The organism is Colwellia sp. TT2012, from assembly GCF_001440345.1.
Classification (GTDB): Bacteria; Pseudomonadota; Gammaproteobacteria; order Enterobacterales; family Alteromonadaceae; genus Colwellia.
Genome location: NZ_LJYX01000021.1, coordinates 499,339 through 517,552, shown reverse-complemented (window position 1 = coordinate 517,552; position 18,214 = coordinate 499,339). Strand labels below are relative to the sequence as shown.

Sequence of the window (18,214 nt, the reverse complement as noted above, 5' to 3'; positions counted from 1 at the left end):
AATCGTTCATACTTGCTTAAGGTGTGTTACTAAGACGTCTTAGTAACATCATGTGAGTGATTCATTAGAAAATATAGGGAAAATATTTTGAAGCTAAAGTCCGCAATGCGCACAAAGAAGTCAGAGAAACTAATTAGTGAAACGTCAGTTTTCGTATCCAAGTGATCTATATAAGAAGTTTTCAGCGAGGAATACAGAATTAACTATGCAGTTGGCGTTCGATTTGGGGCCCTTTTTATATTCCTTTATTTTCAATGGTTCCAATAGGGTTCCATGAGTGAGGGGAGGCTAGTAAATATAGTGATTTACGTCCAATCTAGCATAGGCGCTACACTTAGCCTATGATCTATTGTAGGCCTTGATTTATATAGCTTTGGAGTCGTAATTGTAGTCATTTGGTTATACCCTAAATCGCCTTGAATCGCCTGTACTTTCGTTGAATTTCCGTTTAAGGTGTTCCAAATGCGCCCCATTTTGGCTAGGACGATTAAGGATAATACAATGGCATCAGTAACAATTGATAAACGCCAAAAGGCTAACGGAGACTTTAGCTACCGTTGCACAATTCGCGTAAAAAAGAATGGTGTAATTATACATAGAGAATCTAAAACATTCAGTAAAAAAGAATTAGCCAAAACATGGGGCAAAATACGCAGAGAGGCTGTAGAGCTAAATAGTATTACAGCTCAAGATAAGGTGATATCAATTGGTGAATTACTAGACCTATTTATCAATGACGTTGATTTGTGGGCGGCTACTGGTAGAACTAAGCAATACGTGGTGAAAATGCTAAGAGATTGCCCAATAGCAGATGTATTATCAAACCAGCTTAAAAGCAGTGATTTAATAACTCACTGTAAAATGCGGAGAGGGGCAGGGGCTGGTGGTGCAACCATTTATCATGACATTGCCTATTTACGAAGTGTAATGAAAATAGCTTTACCTGTTTTTGATGTAACGGCCAACTGGAAAATTTTTGAAGATGCTGTACCCGTACTAATTGAAATGAAGTTAGTCGGTAAGAGCCAAAAACGAACACGTAGACCTACAGAAGATGAACTGGAAAAGTTAACAGCCGCATTAACTGAAAGACAGAACAAGCAAGGAAGTAATATTCCCTTTGTTGATATTCTTAACTTTTCAATACTTACCTGCATGAGAATTGGCGAAGTTTGCAAAATAGAATGGAAAGACTTAAACCATGAACATAAAACAGTAATCGTACGAGACAGGAAAGACCCAAGGAAAAAAGAGGGTAATCATATGATCGTACCATTGTTAGCTGGTTCATATGACTTAGTAAAAAAGCAGGCAGAAACTGATGATAGAATCTTACCTTATAACCCTAGGTCTGTAACAGCAGGTTTTCAGCGTGTTAGGACGGACTTAGTGTATAAACTGACCTAAGATATCATGATTTAAGGTGATAGGCTGCGTCTAGGCTGTTTGAGAAAGGTTATAGCATTGAAGAGGTGGCACAAGTTACAGGGCCATAGAAATTTGAATATCCTTTGGCAAGTTTATACTCAGTTATTTCCGCATAATCTGCATGACAAGTTTGATGAATAACGCTTTGTGAAACGGAAAATAATAATTGGCTATAATCGCGGCACGATGATCAAATATTATTTTCCGCTCGAGTAACTTGTTATATTTTTAACTTATCCCGTAGACCTGATGGTGCTAAATAAAGAATCATTTTTCCTTTTTTACTTCTAGTTGATATAAGTAAGTCTTCATCAACTAACCCATTTAGGTATGTACGAGCCGTGTTTTGATTAATATCAAACTCAGCAGATACTTGCTTAGCAGTAAATATTTTCCCTGGTTCTTTGATTGCATCTTTGAGTAATTCAAGTTGCGTTCTTTTTAATTTTTTAGATAAAGGGCTTTTATCAATCCATTCCATAAATTGATAGAACTCACCCTTTTTACTTGCTATATGTTTCTGCAAAGCATCTACAGCTTTTATCACAATATCAACTTGATGGTAGATAAAATATGTTAAATCTAAGTCATCAGATTCTGTATAAATATAAGCCGCATCATAGTCACTTCTTTTTTCTTGAATAAGCTTACTAATTGAAACATATTCAAATAGCCAATATCCACTTCTAAGCATAAACCAATAAAACAATGCTCTTGCTGTCCGGCCATTACCATCACCAAAGGGGTGAATATAGCCGATCATAAAATGAAGAGTTATTGCTTTAATTAATGGATGAATAAATGTATCAGAATTTTTTCCATCACTACATTCGTTAGCAAATTGGCATAATAAAGTTAGTCTTTCTTTAAGTGATTCAAAGGAGGGCGGCTCATGCGCTACTTCGTTATAACCATTTCTAATTGTTATATCATTATCTATTCTTAACTCACCTGAAATAGCATCATTATCTATTGCTTCGAAAGTAGCAATAGAATGTAGTTCGAGAATTAATCCAATAGATAAATCTTCATCTTTACGTTCAACTACCTTCTTCATTAAAAGGTAATTATTAAAGATCATTTGCTCTGATTTATTAATAGGCTTTCTATTATTTTCCAGCATATCTTTGGCAACTTTTCTTGTTGTAGAAGCACCTTCTAATTGTGAAGATGTTATTGCCTCTTCCATTATTAAGTTTTTAACCAAATATTTATCTTTTTCACGTGTAGTAATAAATGCACCATCACCTATAGAGTGACCTCCGCCAGTGAGTGTATCTATATAATGTAATTGAGAAAATAGCGAATCAGGTACGCAATAACTAAATAGCTCCCCTTCATTCTTTCCCTGTAATTTTGCAATGTATTTTTTAGTGGAATTTCTAGATATCTTGGTTGCAATCCAAGCCGCATCCTCATCATCACCAGTATCTACTTTCCATTTAAATTTATCCCAATGTAAATAATTACCTTGTAGATCCGTCGCTTTATATTTAGATAAAAGCGGAATAAAAACTTCATTGGACACTTTTTCCATCAATTCGGTAAAAGGAATAGGAACTCTAATTCTTGCCATAACGCACCAAAACTTAAAAACATTAATTTGAGTTTATAACAAAACAAAAACACTTCAACTTAAATATAGGATTTTACGTTTACTTTGGTGGAGGTAAAAATATAACAGCTTATTATGCATACTTTTCAGTCATGCGACGAAAGTGAATAATTTTAAGTAAATATCGATGAAATACTCGATTATTAGCCAAAGCCGCATTTTTTGCTGGAATATACCTCCGTAATACATGACCTGTACTAATTGAAATGAAGTTAGCGGTTTTTTTCAAGGTAGAGTCAAAATCGAACACGCAGGCCTACTGATAATGAACTCGATAAGTTAATTGCAGCATTAACAAAAAGGCAGGACAGTAAAATTCCCTTTGTTGATATTCTAAATTTTTCTATATTCACCTGCATGAGAATAGGAGAAGTTGGTAAAATCGAATGGAAAGACTTAAACCATGCACATAAAACAGTAATTGTACGAGACAGGAAAGACCCAAGGAAAAAAGAGGGTAATCATATGATCGTGCCATTGTTAGCTGGTTCATATGACTTAGTAAAAAAGCAGACAGAAACGGATGATAGAATATCCCCTATAACCCTAGGTCTGTAACAGCAGGTTTTCAGCGTGTTAGGAATGATTTGGGTATAACACCTAAGATATCATGACTTAAGGCGAGAGGGTGCATCTAGGTTATTTGAGAAAGGTTATAGCATTGAAGAAGTGGCACAAGTCACAGGACATAGAAACTTGAATATTCTTTGGCAAGTTTATACACAGATTTTTCCCCATAAGCTGCATGATAAGTTCGAGTAATAATGTTCAATTAAGTGGTTTGATATAATTGAACGCAGTAAAGGAATGAAACTGTCAATTATCCTCTTGAATTACTTGTTACTTTTCTTTAACAGGAAGTTATACGCTTGCATAACCTTCATCTTTTATTAAGGGTCTGAAATAACCCTTGATACTATTTGGATTTATAACGCAAAGCTGAATATGATTTTTTTCCTTAAAACCTGCATCAGGGTAAAGTGAATCACCTTCCCAGAAGGCGGCTCTTACAGTATCAAAGGGTTTCTCATTTTGTTTAAGTAATTCACAGTGCATATACTGGATAACAGCACAGTCCAATTTTCTAAATAGTTTATCGCTATCGCCTGTATAAGCTGTTTCGTTAGTGGGGAGGGGTAGTTTGAGGAGGGCGTATACACTCTTCATAGATTCGTAGTTCGCCTTAAGTACACTAAGGCATTGCGCTTCTAGTAGATTAAAACACCTACCGAGATGTATTACTGCACCTATAACCATTGGGTCTTTAAGCTTTTTACGGGCTTCTTTAAGTTCTATTCCGTAGGCATTAGCTCTTTCGGGACTGTTTTCCCAAAAGTACATACCAGTACCTAGTCAGTCAAAGCTGTTTTCGCTTGCTTTAAAACCTTTATTTCCACTTAATATATCTTCTCCTATTACCCTTTCACACGCATGAAAACCTAAAACTAAAGATGGGTGGTTTTTATACATACTGAGTTTCTGGAGTACCATCATCTTTAATCAAGCCAGCTGCAACTAGAGCAGCGCGTGCTTTCTCTACACTTGATGTATTTTCAACTGTATGTTCTTTTAATTTGTCTATGATTGTTTTAGCTTCTTCTTGACTCATAATAGCCACCTTAATATTAATAAATTATTATATTAAAAATCTAAGTCCTTTACGATTATACAACAAAAATATGAGAGTTAAAAGTATACAAATAATAGCTGCTGTTGAGGAAACATAATAGTTTATTGTGAGGTGAATCCCCTTCTTTATACAAAAACAATTCTCAGTAATAACCAATAGAACCAAGCAACATGAACGAAAAGCTGCATAGTATGGTGGAATCTACCCCCGTAATACATGACGGGGGTTTATCATCTCCGCTCTCTACTCTTCCTCGTTGCTCAGGCTTCGCCCTCGGAACTCGTTGTTCGCTACCTAAACAAACACACCCAAAGTTCAAAAGAAAGTTCAATAGACGGTTCCAAAGAGCTTCAAGCCTAATTTAGTAAAGTAAAATAACGGTTTCTAGAACATTTTCAAAAAGACGAAAATAACCCAGACACTCCGTGATTTTCATTGACAAAATTATTCTCTCACTCTGTTTGATTAGCATCAAATTAAGCGCGCACCCCTATGTCGCTACGCGACGGGTACACATTAAATTGAAGCCATCAAGGAACTAACAGAATGCTTTTACTATCATGGTCTAACTTAGAAAAAAACGAATTTGCTATAACCAACTTAACGAACAGCAAAGTGTTGTGTCTAATCAAACATATTTGGGGAGCTAAGACGTTCAAGCTAAATACGAATAACCAAGAGTTAGAGCTGCCATGTGATGGCACAAGAACCGGAACTTTTGAAGGGGCTGAAAAGTTCCTTAACGCCACCGTCAGTATTTTTAGGAGGATATTTAACTTAAAAGTGGTCGGTGATGCAAGATTCGAACTTGCGACCCCTTGGACCCAAACCAAGTGCGCTACCAAGCTGCGCTAATCACCGATTATTTTTTCGTAGTTTATATTTTAAAATATGGGGAGATAAAAATGGGGTGGCTAAAGGGACTTGAACCCTCGACAACCGGAATCACAATCCGGGGCTCTACCAACTGAGCTATAGCCACCACTGAGGTGTACTGAGATATACTTTATGCTAGGAGCAATAAATATATGTGCTGCTACTTAACAGCGCGGCGATTGTAGTGCATTTATGCCTAGCATGACAAGGAAAATCTTTGCTTTTAATGGTATTTATCCATAATTGCTTTTGTTTTATCATCTTTGTCTAATTAATCTACAGCTAAGTCAGCGAGTATTTGTTTTGCTAGTTATCACCATTGCTCTCGTCACGAGGACAATGGCTAAACATAAGATGACTAATCCTTAGGGGTGTCTGAAAAAGGTCCACAAACTAAGGCTGGTTTAACACCAGGGCTGAGTAAACCTAGGCCTTCAATAAGTTTTTCCTTGCCAATTAATACCTCAACAATTTGTCCTGAATAACGAATGGCGGTTTCACGCATCATGCCCATCATCGGCCAACCCCATAAAGAGGAGACTAGTACGCCATCTTGAACAAAATAAGGTGCTGTTAAAAAGCTACAGCTCAACACCGCTTCAACTGGGCTTCTATTGGTTGGGCTGCCACCGACTAAATCAATAACCACCGAATTTTCAGGGATTAACTCTTTGAGGTGCTTATTACTGATCAGGAAGTTTTTGCCTCTTAACTCAACGGATTGTTCAGCGCCATTGATGATAATATCAGCATCTTTGAGCCAATAATCAATACGGCTTTTAGCCGTTTGAGCTCGGCCTAAAACATGGATGTGTTTAATGCCTTGCTGATGCAATTCATCCAAAGCGCCTTGGGCGACATTACCATAACCAAGAATAACCGCCTTGATATTGGCTTTTTTTATCGACGGCTTATAGTCAGCTAATAAACCCATGCCATACCTTGCTCCGGCTCGTCCGGTTTCATGTAGGCATTGAATACGGCGTAGGCCAAATTGTGCCGGTGGATGGCTTGCTTGATAATCAGCGATGGCTTGCTGACCTTGCTTTATTTCAAAGTCATTAATATCAAAAGTATGGGTTTTTAATGCGCGTAGTTTTTGTAGTATGCCTTGGGGATCTTTAAAGCTTTTACTGTCGTAAAAATATAATGCATTAGTGCCAGTGGCCTCTAGTTCTTCAAAGGCAAGTGATGGCTGGATAACTTGTAAAGATCGAGGGCTACGATTACCACAACGATTAATAGCACCGCGTAAACGCTCACTCCAGCCAATAATTCTTACTCGTAATCCGCCAATAGTATTGTCGTTAAAGAAGGGGGTTAAGGCAGCATTCATGGCGACACGGCCAAGAATTCGCTCATCCGAGTCTTGTTTTGGTGACTCACAAATCTCTTCCATGGCAATAACATTAATACGACTGTCTTGGAGAAGTTTTGCTCTGTCTGGATAGGAGTTGAAATGTGCCATACATAATAGTGTACAAGCTGCACTCATCTGCTCTATGGAACTAAGAGCAGGCCCTTTAAACTTAATAATCAGCGCTTTATCTTTATATATCTGCTCAGCTGTTTGCATAATAGCGTTATGTTTAATGTATTCTTCATCACTAAAGTCAACCCCTTCTCCTGCGCCCATTTCCACATAGACTTTAATGCCCGCTGATACCAGTTGACCGACATCACTAGGTACTAAGGCCACACGTTTTTCTAAACCGCCAGGGTTTTCAGGTGATTCTATTTCTTTAACAAGGGCGATGGAGGAATAACGAGAAAATGTCTGTGGCATAGCGGTACTCTTTAGAAAATGTGGAGAATATGGTTGCAGCATAACACGAATAATTGTTGTCGTTATTATGCGGATTTGGCTCAATAGGGCTATCAAAAAAATATCCGGCTTTGACGTGGCTAAAGGGTAAAGTGCCGTTATGATAACCCGTTTTTGATAAGATAATTGAGAGCAGAGTTTGAAAGTGTACTTACGTTTACTTGGGATGGCTCTGCGGGCTAACTAATGGTTTTTTCATCTAATTTATAAAAATGAGCAATATTTCGCCGTTTCATCGAGCGTAACACCCTTATTTTTAAGTGATTTTTATTTTTTCGTAACATAAGTTTCTTTTTTCTTAATCTCATTTACCAACCTACTAAATATATTGTCTATCAGTTAAATCTGCTGTCAAATTAGCCTTTAATCAACAGCATTGACTAAAGACATCTGCAATCTGTCTAAATAATAAAGTACTTAGTCTGGTGGTTCAACTAGCGAATAGTTATCAGCCTTACTTTGTTCATATAAAGTCATATTGCAATTTACAGCACTCAATTAGATAATAACCTTTTTTGTAAAATTAAGTCAATCAAGTCTATTAATGTTAGTTCATCATACTCTATTGGGTTAGGCCACTTGTCTATCACTGCTATTTTTACTGGCAGCCTTAGCGGAAAAGATGCTTTTAACCTGCTCAACAATAAGGTAATTGACCGGCACTAATATCAAGACATCAAGAGTCGCCGCTAATCCTGAGTTATAGCCTGCTTCAATTCCCTGAAATCATGTGGTTACCAGGTTCACTACTAACTGATGTTAATATTAGGGTGTTGTTGCTGCAGAAAAACATCCTCACCTTGCTGTACCTAGGTGAGGATGCTTATTTTGGCTAAGCTAAATAGCTTTTCTTACTATTGATTAACTCTTATTAAGTAAGTCAATAAAGAAGCTATATTGTAAGGCCGTATTATGAATACGTTTGAATCGCCCTGAGGCGCCACCGTGTCCTGCTTCCATATCGGTTTTAAAGACTAATAGGTTGTCATCTGTTTTATATTCACGCAACTTAGCAACCCATTTCATTGGCTCAAAATACTGTACTTGTGAGTCATGTAATCCTGTGGTGACTAGGATGTTAGGATAGTCTTGGGTTTTCACTTGATCATACGGTGAGTATGACAACATATAATCATAATAAACTTTTTCTTTTGGGTTGCCCCATTCTTTAAACTCATTGGTTGTTAGTGGAATGCTTTCATCAAGCATAGTAGTTACTACATCAACAAAAGGAACTGCTGCAGCAATGCCTTGATAAAGCTCAGGTGCCATATTAATCACTGCGCCCATCAGTAAACCACCGGCACTACCACCCGCAGCGAATACCTTATCTTTATCGCCGTAACCTTGTGCTGTTAAGGCTTTAGTGACATCAATAAAGTCAGTAAAGGTATTCATTTTTGTCAGTTTTTTACCGTCTTCATACCAAGGTCGGCCAAGCATTTCTGAACCACGAATATGAGCAATGGCATAGACAAAACCACGGTCAAGCAAGCTTAAACGACTGACAGAGAAGTAAGGGTCTATGGTGTTACCGTACGAACCATAGGCATATTGATATAATGGATTAGTGCCATCTTTTTTGAAGATATCTTTGCGATAAACCAATGATACTGGTACTTTTTTACCATCACGTGCCGTAATAAAAATACGTTCAGAGGCATAGTTGTTACTGTCAAAGTCACCTAATACTTTAGTTTGTTTTAATTTGCTTTTAACTAACGAGGATAAATCAATATCATAATCGGTACCCGGCGTAGTAAAGCTAGTGTAGTAAAGACGTAATGCTTTATTGCCTATTTCATTATTACCATATAAGTGCAAGGTATAGGCGGTGTCATTAAAGCTTAGCTGTTGCTCTTTACCCGTTGAAAGTTGCTGGATAGTTACTCGGCTGATGCCATTTTCACGTTGTTGATAAACAAGGTGGTCGGTGAATAACTCAAAGTTTTCAAGCTTAACGGCATCATTGGCTGGAATAACATTTTGCCATTGGCTTTTATCACCAAGATGGTTTTTATCAACTTTCATTAAACGAAAGTTGGTTGCTTGCCAGTTAGTATGGATGTAATACCAATCATTTAACTTAGAGATTGAATATTCATGGTCTTCCTCACGCTCAATGAATTTTTGAGGCATGGCTTTAGCGTTATTAGCATCAATGACTGACACACCACTTGCTTCTGTACTTGAATGCCAAATAAAGACACTGCTGCCATCTTTAGATTTACTGATACTGGTATAGTAAGCTTTATTACTTTCTTCGTAGACCATTTCATCATCAGCTTGGGCTGTGCCTAAGATATGACGAAATACTTGGTAACCTAATAAGGTTTGTGGGTCTTTTTTGATGTAATAAACGGTTTTATTGTCATTACCCCAAACAATGCCACCACTGGTGCCGGTAAGTTTATCGGCAAGTAGGGTGTTACCGGCAATGTCTTTAAACTGAACCGTATAGACTCGACGACTCAAGGTATCTTCACCGTAGGCTAATAACTTGCCATTTGGACTGGCTGTTAAACCCGTCACTTGGTAGTAGTCGTGTGCTTTGGCTAATTCATTAACGTCCAGTAAAACTTCCAGATTACTGCCTTGAAAGTCAGTTGACCTAACGTAGATAGGGTACTCATTCTCGCCGTGCATTTGGCGTGAATAGTAATAATCGCCGGTTTTAGTGGCTACTGAGTTATCGTCTTTTTCAATGCGAGCTTTGATCTCTTGAAAGATCTGTTCTTGCATCGCCTCGGTATGTTTTAACTGTGCCTTAGTATAATCATTCTCTGCGGCTAAATGCGCTAAGATCTCTGGGTTAGTTCGACTGTCATCACGCATCCAGTAATAATTATCGACACGAGTGTGATTATGAATAATCATTTCATGAGGTACTTTTTTAGCGACAGGGGCGTTTATATTTGCCATGGTATTAGTGCTTTCATTATTTTGATTACTGCACGCTGCGATAAGCAGAGCAGAGGAGACTATTAAGCTTAGCTTAGTCTTAGTGAAGGCTATTTTCATCTATATTCCTTGTTAGACCAATTCGATTAAATTCTTCCTGAGCGGTAAGTAACGTAATAGACTGGGGGGTTATTGTAAGCCAATACTGTTGGCATTGGCTCAAATGTTAAAAAAATGTATCGGGCAATAAGTTAGCATGATATTAATTATAATCAAATGCACTTATCGCGTAATAGGGTTAAGCTAACCCATTTTAGCCATTGCAGCGCTTTTTTGTAAGGATATGCCGCCATTATGTCATTAGATAAAATTTCAGCTCAACTAGCTGGCAGTAAAAAATCATTACCACCAGTCGAGTCATGGAATCCACCTTATTGTGGTGAAATTGATATCCAGATAAAAGCCAATGGTGATTGGTATTACCACGGTACTATCTTTAAGCGCTTAGCACTGGTAAAGCTATTTGCTTCCGTGCTCATTAAGGAGGTAAACACAGAGGTAAATAAAGGAGTAAGCAAAGCTACTGCGGAGTACTTTTTAGTGACGCCAGTAGAGAAAGTGAAAATTCAGGTAGATGATGCACCTTTTATGCTCACTCAATGGCGCTGGCTTGATGAAGAAAAAACGGTTATGCAGGTTAGCACCAACTTAGACGACGAATTTACCCTAGATGAACAACATCCATTAATCATCAGTGAAAATGGTGATCTTTATGTAACCGTACGACGCAACCTAACAGCGAAGGTTCATCGTAATGTTTATTATCAGTGGGTTGATATTGCTCAAGAAATTAAAAGTAAAAATGGCACTGAGCTAATCATTAGCAGTGCCGAGTGTCAATTTAGTTTAGGCAGTTATTAATAGGTAACTAATCCTAGCTTGAGCCACAAACGGTGCAACTTGCTTGTTTTTTTATGGTAAATTGCTGCCATTGATTGGCTAAACCATCAAGTAAGTTAAGTTGGTTCAGCTGTACTTTATTTCCCGTTAATAGCTTAATGGCTTGTAAACATTGCATACCAGCAATCATGGCTAATACTGGGCCTATGATACCAACCGTTTGACAATTATTGGCGGGCGATTTTTCACTGGCAGGAAAAAGACAATGGTAACAAGCACTGTTGTCATCACGCGGGTCTATAGTGAGTTGTTGGCCATCAAAGCCAGTAGCAGCGCCCACTATCAGTGGTACTTTATGCTGGACACAGGCTTGGTTGATTAAGTAGCGTGTGGCAATATTGTCTGAGCAATCGAGCACTAAATCGACTTGGGGCAGATAATAATCACATAACTCTTCATCAAGCATTTCATCAATAGCTTCAATCGTTACATCAGGAAATTGTTGTTGTAATTTTTCCGCGGCGACATCCGCTTTATTTTCAGCAATATTACTTTCACTAAAGAGAATTTGTCTGGGTAAGTTACTGAGCTCTATGCAATCGCCATCGGCGAGATAAAGGGTGCCGACACCTGCGGCCGCTAAATATAAACTGGCTGGATTACCTAAACCGCCAACACCTAAAATAAGCACTTTTGCGTTGCGCAATGCCATTTGTCCTGAGGTGCCAATCTTAGCCAACATAATTTGCCGGGAGTATTTAACTTGCTCTTGATTACTTAACACGTGTATTCCTAGTTTATTTCTTATCAGAGTTAATGGATAAAAGTACGCACAGCACTGGCTTTAAACTGCAAATATACCTGTTGTCTGAGGGTTAGCGATAACTTTTGTTGAGAAAAGGCACTGATAGTGACAAAAAAATCTTGTGAACCACAAATAACCGTCAATAGAACATTATTCTGCTGAGGATTAATTTGTTTTATCGTGCCAAAGAGGTGATTAACGATAGAGCTATTGGTTGGCTCCGTTAGGATAATACTAATATCACTGGCCAAAATAAAGCAGCGCAACTGAGTTTGCTGCTCAAAGGCCTGATCACAGCTAAGAAAAATATCTTGTTGGGCATTTAACGCTAAAGCGGTTAAGCCATGACCATTATTAAAGGTTTTTATCGGCAGTGATAAACTGGTTTGTTGCTGGATAAGGTCACATTCAGGGTTATTATTGAGCTGATGAATAACGTGATGAATATTACCAAAACTAACCACCTTACCTTGTGCTAGTACTAATAAGGTGTCACAAACTTGCTGTAATTCATCTAAAGAGTGGCTGACGTATAACATAGGTAAACTTAGCTGCTTTTGAATGTTAAGCATCATTTTTAGCAGTTGGATTTTACTGTGTCGGTCCAGGGCACTTAACGGCTCATCAAGTAATAATAACTTGGGTTCGGCTAGAATAGCTCTGGCTAAGGCGACTCTTTGTTGTTGACCACCGGAGAGCTGATTTACCTCCTGATCCAGTAAGGCACTTAACTCAGTAAGTTTAATGACCTCAGCTAATGACAGCCGACTATTTTTACAACGTTTGACCGCATACTCTAGGTTGCCCAGTACCGTTAAATGGCTAAACAAACGACTATTTTGAAACACTAAGCCAACTTGGCGCTGCTCGGGTTTGAGGTATATACCTTGTTCGCTGTTGACTAAAGTTTTACTGACTAAACGCTTACTGATTAAAGAAGTATCAACTAAGGTTATCTCACCCGTCAGTGTTGTTTCTAGACCAGCAATGGCACGCAGTAGGGTTGACTTGCCTGAGGCCGAGTGGCCAAAAATACCAGTGATGCCCTTTAAGGGTATGGGCAACGCAATGGCTAAATCGAATTGTTGATAACTAATGTTAATATTTATATTGAGCTGAGGCGCTTTATGGTTAGTAAGACTATTCAAAGCCGCATTATTTATAGGAAAATCATTCATCGGCGCTTTGCTCTTCTCGCTTAGTGTTAACCGTTAAATCTTTAGGTTTGTTTCTTTTGGGTAAATTTAACCAATAGATAGCGGCTAATAACACCATAGAACTTATTAATAAGCTGATGGATAGTAGGTGCGCTCGGGCATAATCAAAGGCTTCGACATGATCAAACAGCGCAATAGAAAGTACCCGTGTTTCTCCAGGTATATTACCGCCAATCATCAAGATAATACCAAATTCACCCACTGTATGGGCAAAACCTAGACTGGCTGCGGTGATAAAACTGGCTTTTGTTAACGGCAATACAATAGTAAAAAATCGGTCAATAGGGCCGGCGCCAAGTAGCGCCCCAGCTTCTAAGAGCGAGTCACCTAATTGTTCAAAGGCTTTTTGCAGTGGCTGAACCACAAAAGGCAGTGAGTACAAAACCGAGCCAATAACGATGGCTGAAAAACTAAAGGCTAATTGTTGCCCCGTCGCTTGCTGCCACATTTGTCCGGGTAAGTATTCCGGGGAAAAGGCAATCAATAAATAAAAGCCTAATACTGTTGGCGGTAATACTAAGGGTAAAGCCACTACAGCCTCGATGATAACCTTAAATCGACTGGTCATTTTGGCCAGATACCAAGCAAGAGGGGTACCGATAAGCAATAAAATTATCGTGGTTAATGTCGCCATTTCTAAGGTGGTTATCAGTGCTTGTAAGTCAGAATTTATCATTTAACCCTTAGCTCTTGGTGTTGGTGCATAGCCATAACTGACTATGGTTGCCTGGCTCTTGGCGGAGAGTAAAAAATCACTTAAACTTTTCGCTGCGGCTTGTCGCTTACTGGCGCGAATTATAATTAACTGTTGCTCAATCGGCTGATGGTAACTCGTTGGGATAAGTACGCCAGATAAGTTGTTTAGCACTAGCTGGCTATTGGCAACAATACCACGGGTAACGGCTTTACTGCGTAATTGTGCAAAGGTTTGTCCGATATTAATGCCTGTTATTAATTTATGTTGCAAAGTTGACCATAAACCTAAGTGTTGCAATGCTTCTTTGGCCGCTTTACCGTAGGGGGCAATATCAGGGTTGGCAATAGCAAAGCGTTGTGGTGGTTTTTTTTCTAGGTCAATAGATAATTGCTCAAGTGAAGGCATAGTCGTGGTATAGAATGCTAGCTGACCTATGGCGTAGGTTTTACGACTATTTTTGCGGGCAAAACCGTCTTGCTCAAGTTCTTTTGGCCGGCGACTGTCGGCACTGAGAAAAATATCAAAGGGCGCGCCGTGTTTTATTTGTAAAAACATGGCACCACTGGCACCACTGATTATTTGGCTGTTGATACCAGTTTGTTTGCTGAACTCTTTAAGTAATACTTTTAATACCGGGGTGAAATTAGCGGCAACGGCAATACGTAGCGGTGTGTTGTTATCATCACTATCGCTGTCATCCGCGTTATTTTGTTGGGCTTGGCTACTGGTTACCCACAGTAAACTAATGGTAAAGGCGGTGACTAAAAGAAAACGTAACACGCTAGCTCCAAAGGTCGGCTTTATCAGTATCGCTGCTTTTAGCAGCTAACCAATTTTCGGAGGTTTTCCCGGCATTGGTTATTTTTTCTTTCTTCCAAAACGGTGCTTTAACTTTTAAATAATCCATGATGAATTCATTAGCTGCATAAGCATCTTGTCGATGTTTGCTGGTCACGCCAACAAAGACAATTTGTTCACCTATGTGAAGTTCGCCAATGCGATGAATCACTTTGACTCTACCTATGTGCCATTGCTCTTTAGCTTGTTTGATAATTTTAGCTAAAGATTTTTCAGTCATACCTGGGTAATGCTCTAGCGTTAAGCTAGTGACGCTATTACCATTATTGTTATTTCTAACTCTGCCAGTGAAAGTAACGACAGCGCCATCGGTTAGGTTGTTTTTCTCAAGTAAAGCCACTTCATCCGCTAAGCTAAAGTCCTCAGTTTGGATGGATATTTCTTTAAAAGGGTCTTGGCTGGTCATCACTTATCCACCGGTCACAGGAGGAAAAAAGGCAACTTCATCACCAGACTTTACTAAATGACTGTCATCAACCATGTCATGATTCACCGCCGATAACAGTGATGCCTTGCTAAACGTTTGTTGCCATTGTGAATTTTTATCACTTAAGCGCTGTTTCACGTCACCGACAGTTTTCACACCTTCAGCATTTAAAGACAGTTCAGCACAAGCTAGCTGCTCTCTTAACGCGGCAAAAAAAACAATTTTAATCATAATATTTTCTCTTAAAGTGTGGCTCTGTTGTAGTTTAGTGTTGTTGAGTAAACAAGCGATACGCGTACACGCTCTTTGACATCAGGGGAATGTGCATCCTGCAATCTCTAATAAGTTACATCCATGTAACGTCTGTCACCGCGATATAATCCCATCCATGGGGCTCGGCACAAACATCAGGACAGTATGCTCAGGATAATTGCTCCTGCATTATCCGCATAAGGTGCTTCCTGTACCGTCTGCACTGTATAGTAAGGTATATCCATATACCGTCTTGTTTGTGAAGCTCGCTTTTATCACTTCAGCAACACTTCCTATTAAGTCATATAGTTGCCCTGTGGACAACAGTATGATGGAACAGAGCCTCAAATTTAGTTCGGCTAGGTTAAGCTGAAGGGCTTTGCCAATGACCAGACTTGCCACCCTCTTTTGTTAAGACTTGTTAGTGTACAGTGCAGTGAATTTCCAATGGAAACACGGACACTTACTTTGGTGTTTGCCAATGACCCGACTTGCCGCCTTCTTTTGTTAAGACTTGTTAGTGTACAGTGCAGTGAATTTCCAATGGAAACACGGACACTTACTTTGGTGTTTGCCAATGACCCGACTTGCCACCTTCTTTTGTTAAGACTTTGATACCATGAATTTCCATGGCCGGATCGGCGGCTTTGCACATATCAAATAAGGTTAAACAAGCAATAGAGACAGCGGTTAACGCTTCCATTTCAACGCCAGTTTGTCCGGTTAAACGACATAAACTATTCACTTGTATTTGACTGTTTTCACTATCAAGGGTGAAGTCTACTTGCACCTTAGTTAACATTAACGGGTGACATAAAGGAATTAAATCGCTGCACTTTTTCGCGGCTTGTATACCAGCAATACGAGCAACAGCAAATACATCCCCCTTTTTATGTTTACCTGTGGTGATTAATTCAAAGGTCGCTCGGTTCATTTTGATAAAACCTTGTGCGGTTGCGGTGCGTGAGGTGATGGCTTTTTCCGTGACATCGACCATGTTCGCTTCACCCTGTTGGTTCAGGTGACTTAATTCAGGTGTGTCGGAAGTGTTAGCAGTATTAGTTGTCATTAGCCGCGACTCTCGCACTTTTCAATGGTTGCAGTCTCTTTACTTGTTGATGACGCTTTACTCGCTGAGGGCTCTGCCGTGATATTGAGGTGAGGGACAAAGTTACATGGGCGATGACTGGCATCAAGTTGTTCTTTAATCACTTTATCCCAAGCCGTTTTACAAGCGTTAGTTGAGCCAGGTACACACAAGACTACCGTTTTGTTGGCGATGCCGCCAAAAGCACGGGATTGAATGGTTGAGGTGCCTATTTCCATTAAGGAAACATGGCGAAAAATCTCACCAAAGCCTTCTATCGCTTTGTCAAATAGTGGCGTTAATGCTTCAGGTGTATTATCACGGTCGGTAAAGCCGGTACCGCCGGTAGATATAATGGCGTGAATGCTGTCATCGGCAATCCATTTCGAAACTTGTGCACGCAGTTGATAAATATCATCAATGACGATGGCTTTATCGGCTAGCTTGTGGCCCGCTTGTGTTAAACGCTCAACCAGCGCTTGTCCAGACGTATCGTTCTCTTGTGTACGTGTATCTGATACCGTTAAAATCGCGATGTTTAAGGGAATGAAAGTATTGCCGCTATGTGCTGACATAGGTTTATCCTTTACTAAATGTTGTAAATTAAAATTGTTGCTGCGCTTGTTGCCATTGATTTTCTGACAGTGAGTGTCTTGCTAATCAATACGTGCGTTCTAAAACTGTTGCTGTGCTTGTCGCCATTGATTCTCTGACAGTGAGTGTATTGCTAATCATTACGTGCGCTCTAAAACTGTTGCTGTGTTTGTCATCATTGATTCTCTGACAGTGAGTGTATTGCTAATCAATACGTGCGTTCTAAAATTGTTGCTGTGCTTGTCACCATTGATTCTCTGACAGTGAGTGTATTGCTCATCAATACGTGCGCTCTAAAACTGTTGCTGTGTTTGTCATCATTGATTCTCTGACAGTGAGTGTATTGCTAATCAATACGTTCGTTCTAAAATTGTTGCTGTGCTTGTCACCATTGATTCTCTGACAGTGAGTGTATTGCTCATCAATACGTGCGCTCTAAAACTGTTGCTGTGCTTGTTGCCATTGTTCCGGCGTATTGCTATTAAATAGTATTCGATTAGTTTGGCTGGTAATGGTTTTGTGAGGCACTTGCGCTAACAGGGCCCTCACTGAAGGGCCATTTTTATTGTTTTTATTACCGTTTTTATTGCTATTTTCATTGAAGTTAGCCAGTAATTTTTCCCGTTGGAATGCTTGTGCTAGAAACAATTGCAAAAAAGCATTGTTGGGCAAATATAATGGGATGTGATGCGCTTGTTTTTGGCTATCACTGAAAAAAACAGCTTGCTGACTCAGCTCACCGGTTTGACGTAGTTTTGCTAAATTTGTTGCGGTCATTAAAGGTAAATCAACGGGCAAGATTAATAATGCTTTGGGTTGTAAGTGTTCTGGGTAATGGGCTAAAACACTATAAATTCCACCAACAGGGCCAGCCTGTGGCACACAATCAGGAATTTGATGGTTATCACCACTGACGACAATATCTTTTATACCCGCATCCCTAAGCAGTTGTTTAGAAAAATCTAGCATACTTGTTGCAGGTTGTGCCGTGGTATTACTTGCGCTTTTTACACGTGTTAGTTGGGCTTTATCTTGCCCCATACGTGAAGATAAACCGCCAGCGAGTACTACACCTAAACAGTCAATAGCTTGAAAGTTCATC

Annotated in this window: 16 protein-coding genes, 2 tRNA genes and 2 pseudogenes; 3 read left to right on the top strand and 17 right to left on the bottom strand. The window is 39.3% G+C overall.

Features of this window, described 5'->3' with window-relative positions:
- Window positions 1–501: 501 nt before the first annotated feature.
- A pseudogene (locus ASU03_RS16240) lies at window positions 502–1,569 on the top strand (site-specific integrase).
- Window positions 1,570–1,648: 79 nt separating this feature from the next.
- Here the strand turns inward: ASU03_RS16240 and ASU03_RS16235 are convergent.
- Window positions 1,649–3,004, bottom strand: coding sequence for a Fic family protein (locus ASU03_RS16235; RefSeq protein ID WP_057832810.1), 1,356 nt, complete (start codon window positions 3,002–3,004; stop codon window positions 1,649–1,651).
- A 112-nt stretch (window positions 3,005–3,116) separates the two neighbouring features.
- On the bottom strand, window positions 3,117–3,293 hold the full coding sequence (locus ASU03_RS20875) for a hypothetical protein (protein ID WP_157465936.1): 177 nt from the start codon (window positions 3,291–3,293) through the stop codon (window positions 3,117–3,119).
- A gap of 20 nt (window positions 3,294–3,313) precedes the next feature.
- Here ASU03_RS20875 and ASU03_RS21145 point away from each other — a divergent pair.
- Window positions 3,314–3,805, top strand: a pseudogene (locus ASU03_RS21145) (tyrosine-type recombinase/integrase); the annotation flags it as partial.
- A gap of 99 nt (window positions 3,806–3,904) precedes the next feature.
- On the opposite strand, the gene ASU03_RS16230 reads toward ASU03_RS21145, so the two are convergent.
- From ASU03_RS16230 to ASU03_RS16210, 6 genes are all read right to left on the bottom strand, one after another.
- Window positions 3,905–4,384: a hypothetical protein gene (locus ASU03_RS16230; protein ID WP_057832809.1), complete on the bottom strand. Its 480-nt coding sequence runs from the start codon at window positions 4,382–4,384 to the stop codon at window positions 3,905–3,907.
- Window positions 4,385–4,505: 121 nt separating this feature from the next.
- Window positions 4,506–4,652: a hypothetical protein gene (locus tag ASU03_RS20860; protein WP_157465935.1), complete on the bottom strand. Its 147-nt coding sequence runs from the start codon at window positions 4,650–4,652 to the stop codon at window positions 4,506–4,508.
- An 805-nt stretch (window positions 4,653–5,457) separates the two neighbouring features.
- A tRNA-Pro gene (locus ASU03_RS16225) sits at window positions 5,458–5,534 on the bottom strand.
- Between the two features lie 45 nt (window positions 5,535–5,579).
- Window positions 5,580–5,655 (bottom strand) — tRNA-His (locus ASU03_RS16220).
- Window positions 5,656–5,907: 252 nt separating this feature from the next.
- Window positions 5,908–7,335, bottom strand: a complete 1,428-nt coding sequence (locus tag ASU03_RS16215) for an alanine dehydrogenase (protein ID WP_057832808.1) — start codon at window positions 7,333–7,335, stop codon at window positions 5,908–5,910.
- Between the two features lie 900 nt (window positions 7,336–8,235).
- Window positions 8,236–10,395, bottom strand: a complete 2,160-nt coding sequence (locus tag ASU03_RS16210) for a S9 family peptidase (protein ID WP_082627311.1) — start codon at window positions 10,393–10,395, stop codon at window positions 8,236–8,238.
- Between the two features lie 234 nt (window positions 10,396–10,629).
- Here ASU03_RS16210 and ASU03_RS16205 point away from each other — a divergent pair, with 234 nt between their 5' ends.
- Window positions 10,630–11,196 carry a DUF1285 domain-containing protein gene (locus tag ASU03_RS16205; protein ID WP_057832807.1) on the top strand — a complete coding sequence of 189 codons (567 nt, stop codon included), beginning with the start codon at window positions 10,630–10,632 and terminating at the stop codon, window positions 11,194–11,196.
- Between the two features lie 13 nt (window positions 11,197–11,209).
- Here the strand turns inward: ASU03_RS16205 and ASU03_RS16200 are convergent, their stop codons facing one another.
- The 9 genes from ASU03_RS16200 to ASU03_RS16160 all read right to left on the bottom strand — a co-directional run bounded on the left by ASU03_RS16200 (window position 11,210) and on the right by ASU03_RS16160 (window position 18,213).
- Window positions 11,210–11,959 carry a HesA/MoeB/ThiF family protein gene (locus ASU03_RS16200; protein ID WP_057832806.1) on the bottom strand — a complete coding sequence of 250 codons (750 nt, stop codon included), beginning with the start codon at window positions 11,957–11,959 and terminating at the stop codon, window positions 11,210–11,212.
- A gap of 29 nt (window positions 11,960–11,988) precedes the next feature.
- A complete protein-coding gene (modC, locus tag ASU03_RS16195; RefSeq protein ID WP_082627310.1) occupies window positions 11,989–13,158 on the bottom strand; it encodes a molybdenum ABC transporter ATP-binding protein in 1,170 nt (389 codons plus the stop codon).
- On the bottom strand, window positions 13,151–13,873 hold the full coding sequence (gene modB, locus ASU03_RS16190; protein WP_057832805.1) for a molybdate ABC transporter permease subunit: 723 nt from the start codon (window positions 13,871–13,873) through the stop codon (window positions 13,151–13,153). The genes modC and modB overlap by 8 nt, the downstream gene beginning before the upstream one ends.
- On the bottom strand, window positions 13,874–14,674 hold the full coding sequence (gene modA / locus ASU03_RS16185) for a molybdate ABC transporter substrate-binding protein (protein WP_057832804.1): 801 nt from the start codon (window positions 14,672–14,674) through the stop codon (window positions 13,874–13,876). It lies immediately after the preceding gene.
- Between the two features lies 1 nt (window position 14,675).
- A complete protein-coding gene (gene moaE / locus ASU03_RS16180; protein ID WP_057832803.1) occupies window positions 14,676–15,158 on the bottom strand; it encodes a molybdopterin synthase catalytic subunit MoaE in 483 nt (160 codons plus the stop codon).
- 3 nt (window positions 15,159–15,161) lie between these two features.
- Entirely contained in the window at window positions 15,162–15,410 is a 249-nt protein-coding gene (moaD, locus tag ASU03_RS16175; RefSeq protein ID WP_057832802.1) for a molybdopterin converting factor subunit 1, read from the bottom strand.
- 580 nt (window positions 15,411–15,990) lie between these two features.
- Window positions 15,991–16,500, bottom strand: coding sequence for a cyclic pyranopterin monophosphate synthase MoaC (gene moaC, locus ASU03_RS16170; protein ID WP_057832801.1), 510 nt, complete (start codon window positions 16,498–16,500; stop codon window positions 15,991–15,993).
- Window positions 16,500–17,093, bottom strand: coding sequence for a molybdenum cofactor biosynthesis protein B (moaB, locus tag ASU03_RS16165; RefSeq protein ID WP_057832800.1), 594 nt, complete (start codon window positions 17,091–17,093; stop codon window positions 16,500–16,502). Before moaB ends, moaC begins: the two co-directional genes overlap by 1 nt.
- A 454-nt stretch (window positions 17,094–17,547) precedes the next feature.
- Entirely contained in the window at window positions 17,548–18,213 is a 666-nt protein-coding gene (locus ASU03_RS16160; protein WP_057832799.1) for an NTP transferase domain-containing protein, read from the bottom strand.
- Window position 18,214 lies beyond the last annotated feature (1 nt).

Bases quoted from the DNA above. Each gene is read 5' to 3' on its own strand.
- ASU03_RS16215 (WP_057832808.1), bottom strand. From the start codon at position 7,335: ATGCCACAGACATTTTCTCGTTATTCCTCCATCGCCCTTGTTAAAGAA.
- ASU03_RS16205 (WP_057832807.1), top strand. From the start codon at position 10,630: ATGTCATTAGATAAAATTTCAGCTCAACTAGCTGGCAGTAAAAAATCA.
- ASU03_RS16160 (WP_057832799.1), bottom strand. From the start codon at position 18,213: ATGAACTTTCAAGCTATTGACTGTTTAGGTGTAGTACTCGCTGGCGGT.
- modB (WP_057832805.1), bottom strand. From the start codon at position 13,873: ATGATAAATTCTGACTTACAAGCACTGATAACCACCTTAGAAATGGCG.
- moaB (WP_057832800.1), bottom strand. From the start codon at position 17,093: ATGTCAGCACATAGCGGCAATACTTTCATTCCCTTAAACATCGCGATT.
- ASU03_RS20860 (WP_157465935.1), bottom strand. From the start codon at position 4,652: ATGAGTCAAGAAGAAGCTAAAACAATCATAGACAAATTAAAAGAACAT.
- ASU03_RS16210 (WP_082627311.1), bottom strand. From the start codon at position 10,395: ATGAAAATAGCCTTCACTAAGACTAAGCTAAGCTTAATAGTCTCCTCT.
- ASU03_RS16230 (WP_057832809.1), bottom strand. From the start codon at position 4,384: ATGTACTTTTGGGAAAACAGTCCCGAAAGAGCTAATGCCTACGGAATA.
- moaC (WP_057832801.1), bottom strand. From the start codon at position 16,500: ATGACAACTAATACTGCTAACACTTCCGACACACCTGAATTAAGTCAC.
- moaE (WP_057832803.1), bottom strand. From the start codon at position 15,158: ATGACCAGCCAAGACCCTTTTAAAGAAATATCCATCCAAACTGAGGAC.
- moaD (WP_057832802.1), bottom strand. From the start codon at position 15,410: ATGATTAAAATTGTTTTTTTTGCCGCGTTAAGAGAGCAGCTAGCTTGT.
- ASU03_RS16235 (WP_057832810.1), bottom strand. From the start codon at position 3,004: ATGGCAAGAATTAGAGTTCCTATTCCTTTTACCGAATTGATGGAAAAA.
- modC (WP_082627310.1), bottom strand. From the start codon at position 13,158: ATGAATGATTTTCCTATAAATAATGCGGCTTTGAATAGTCTTACTAAC.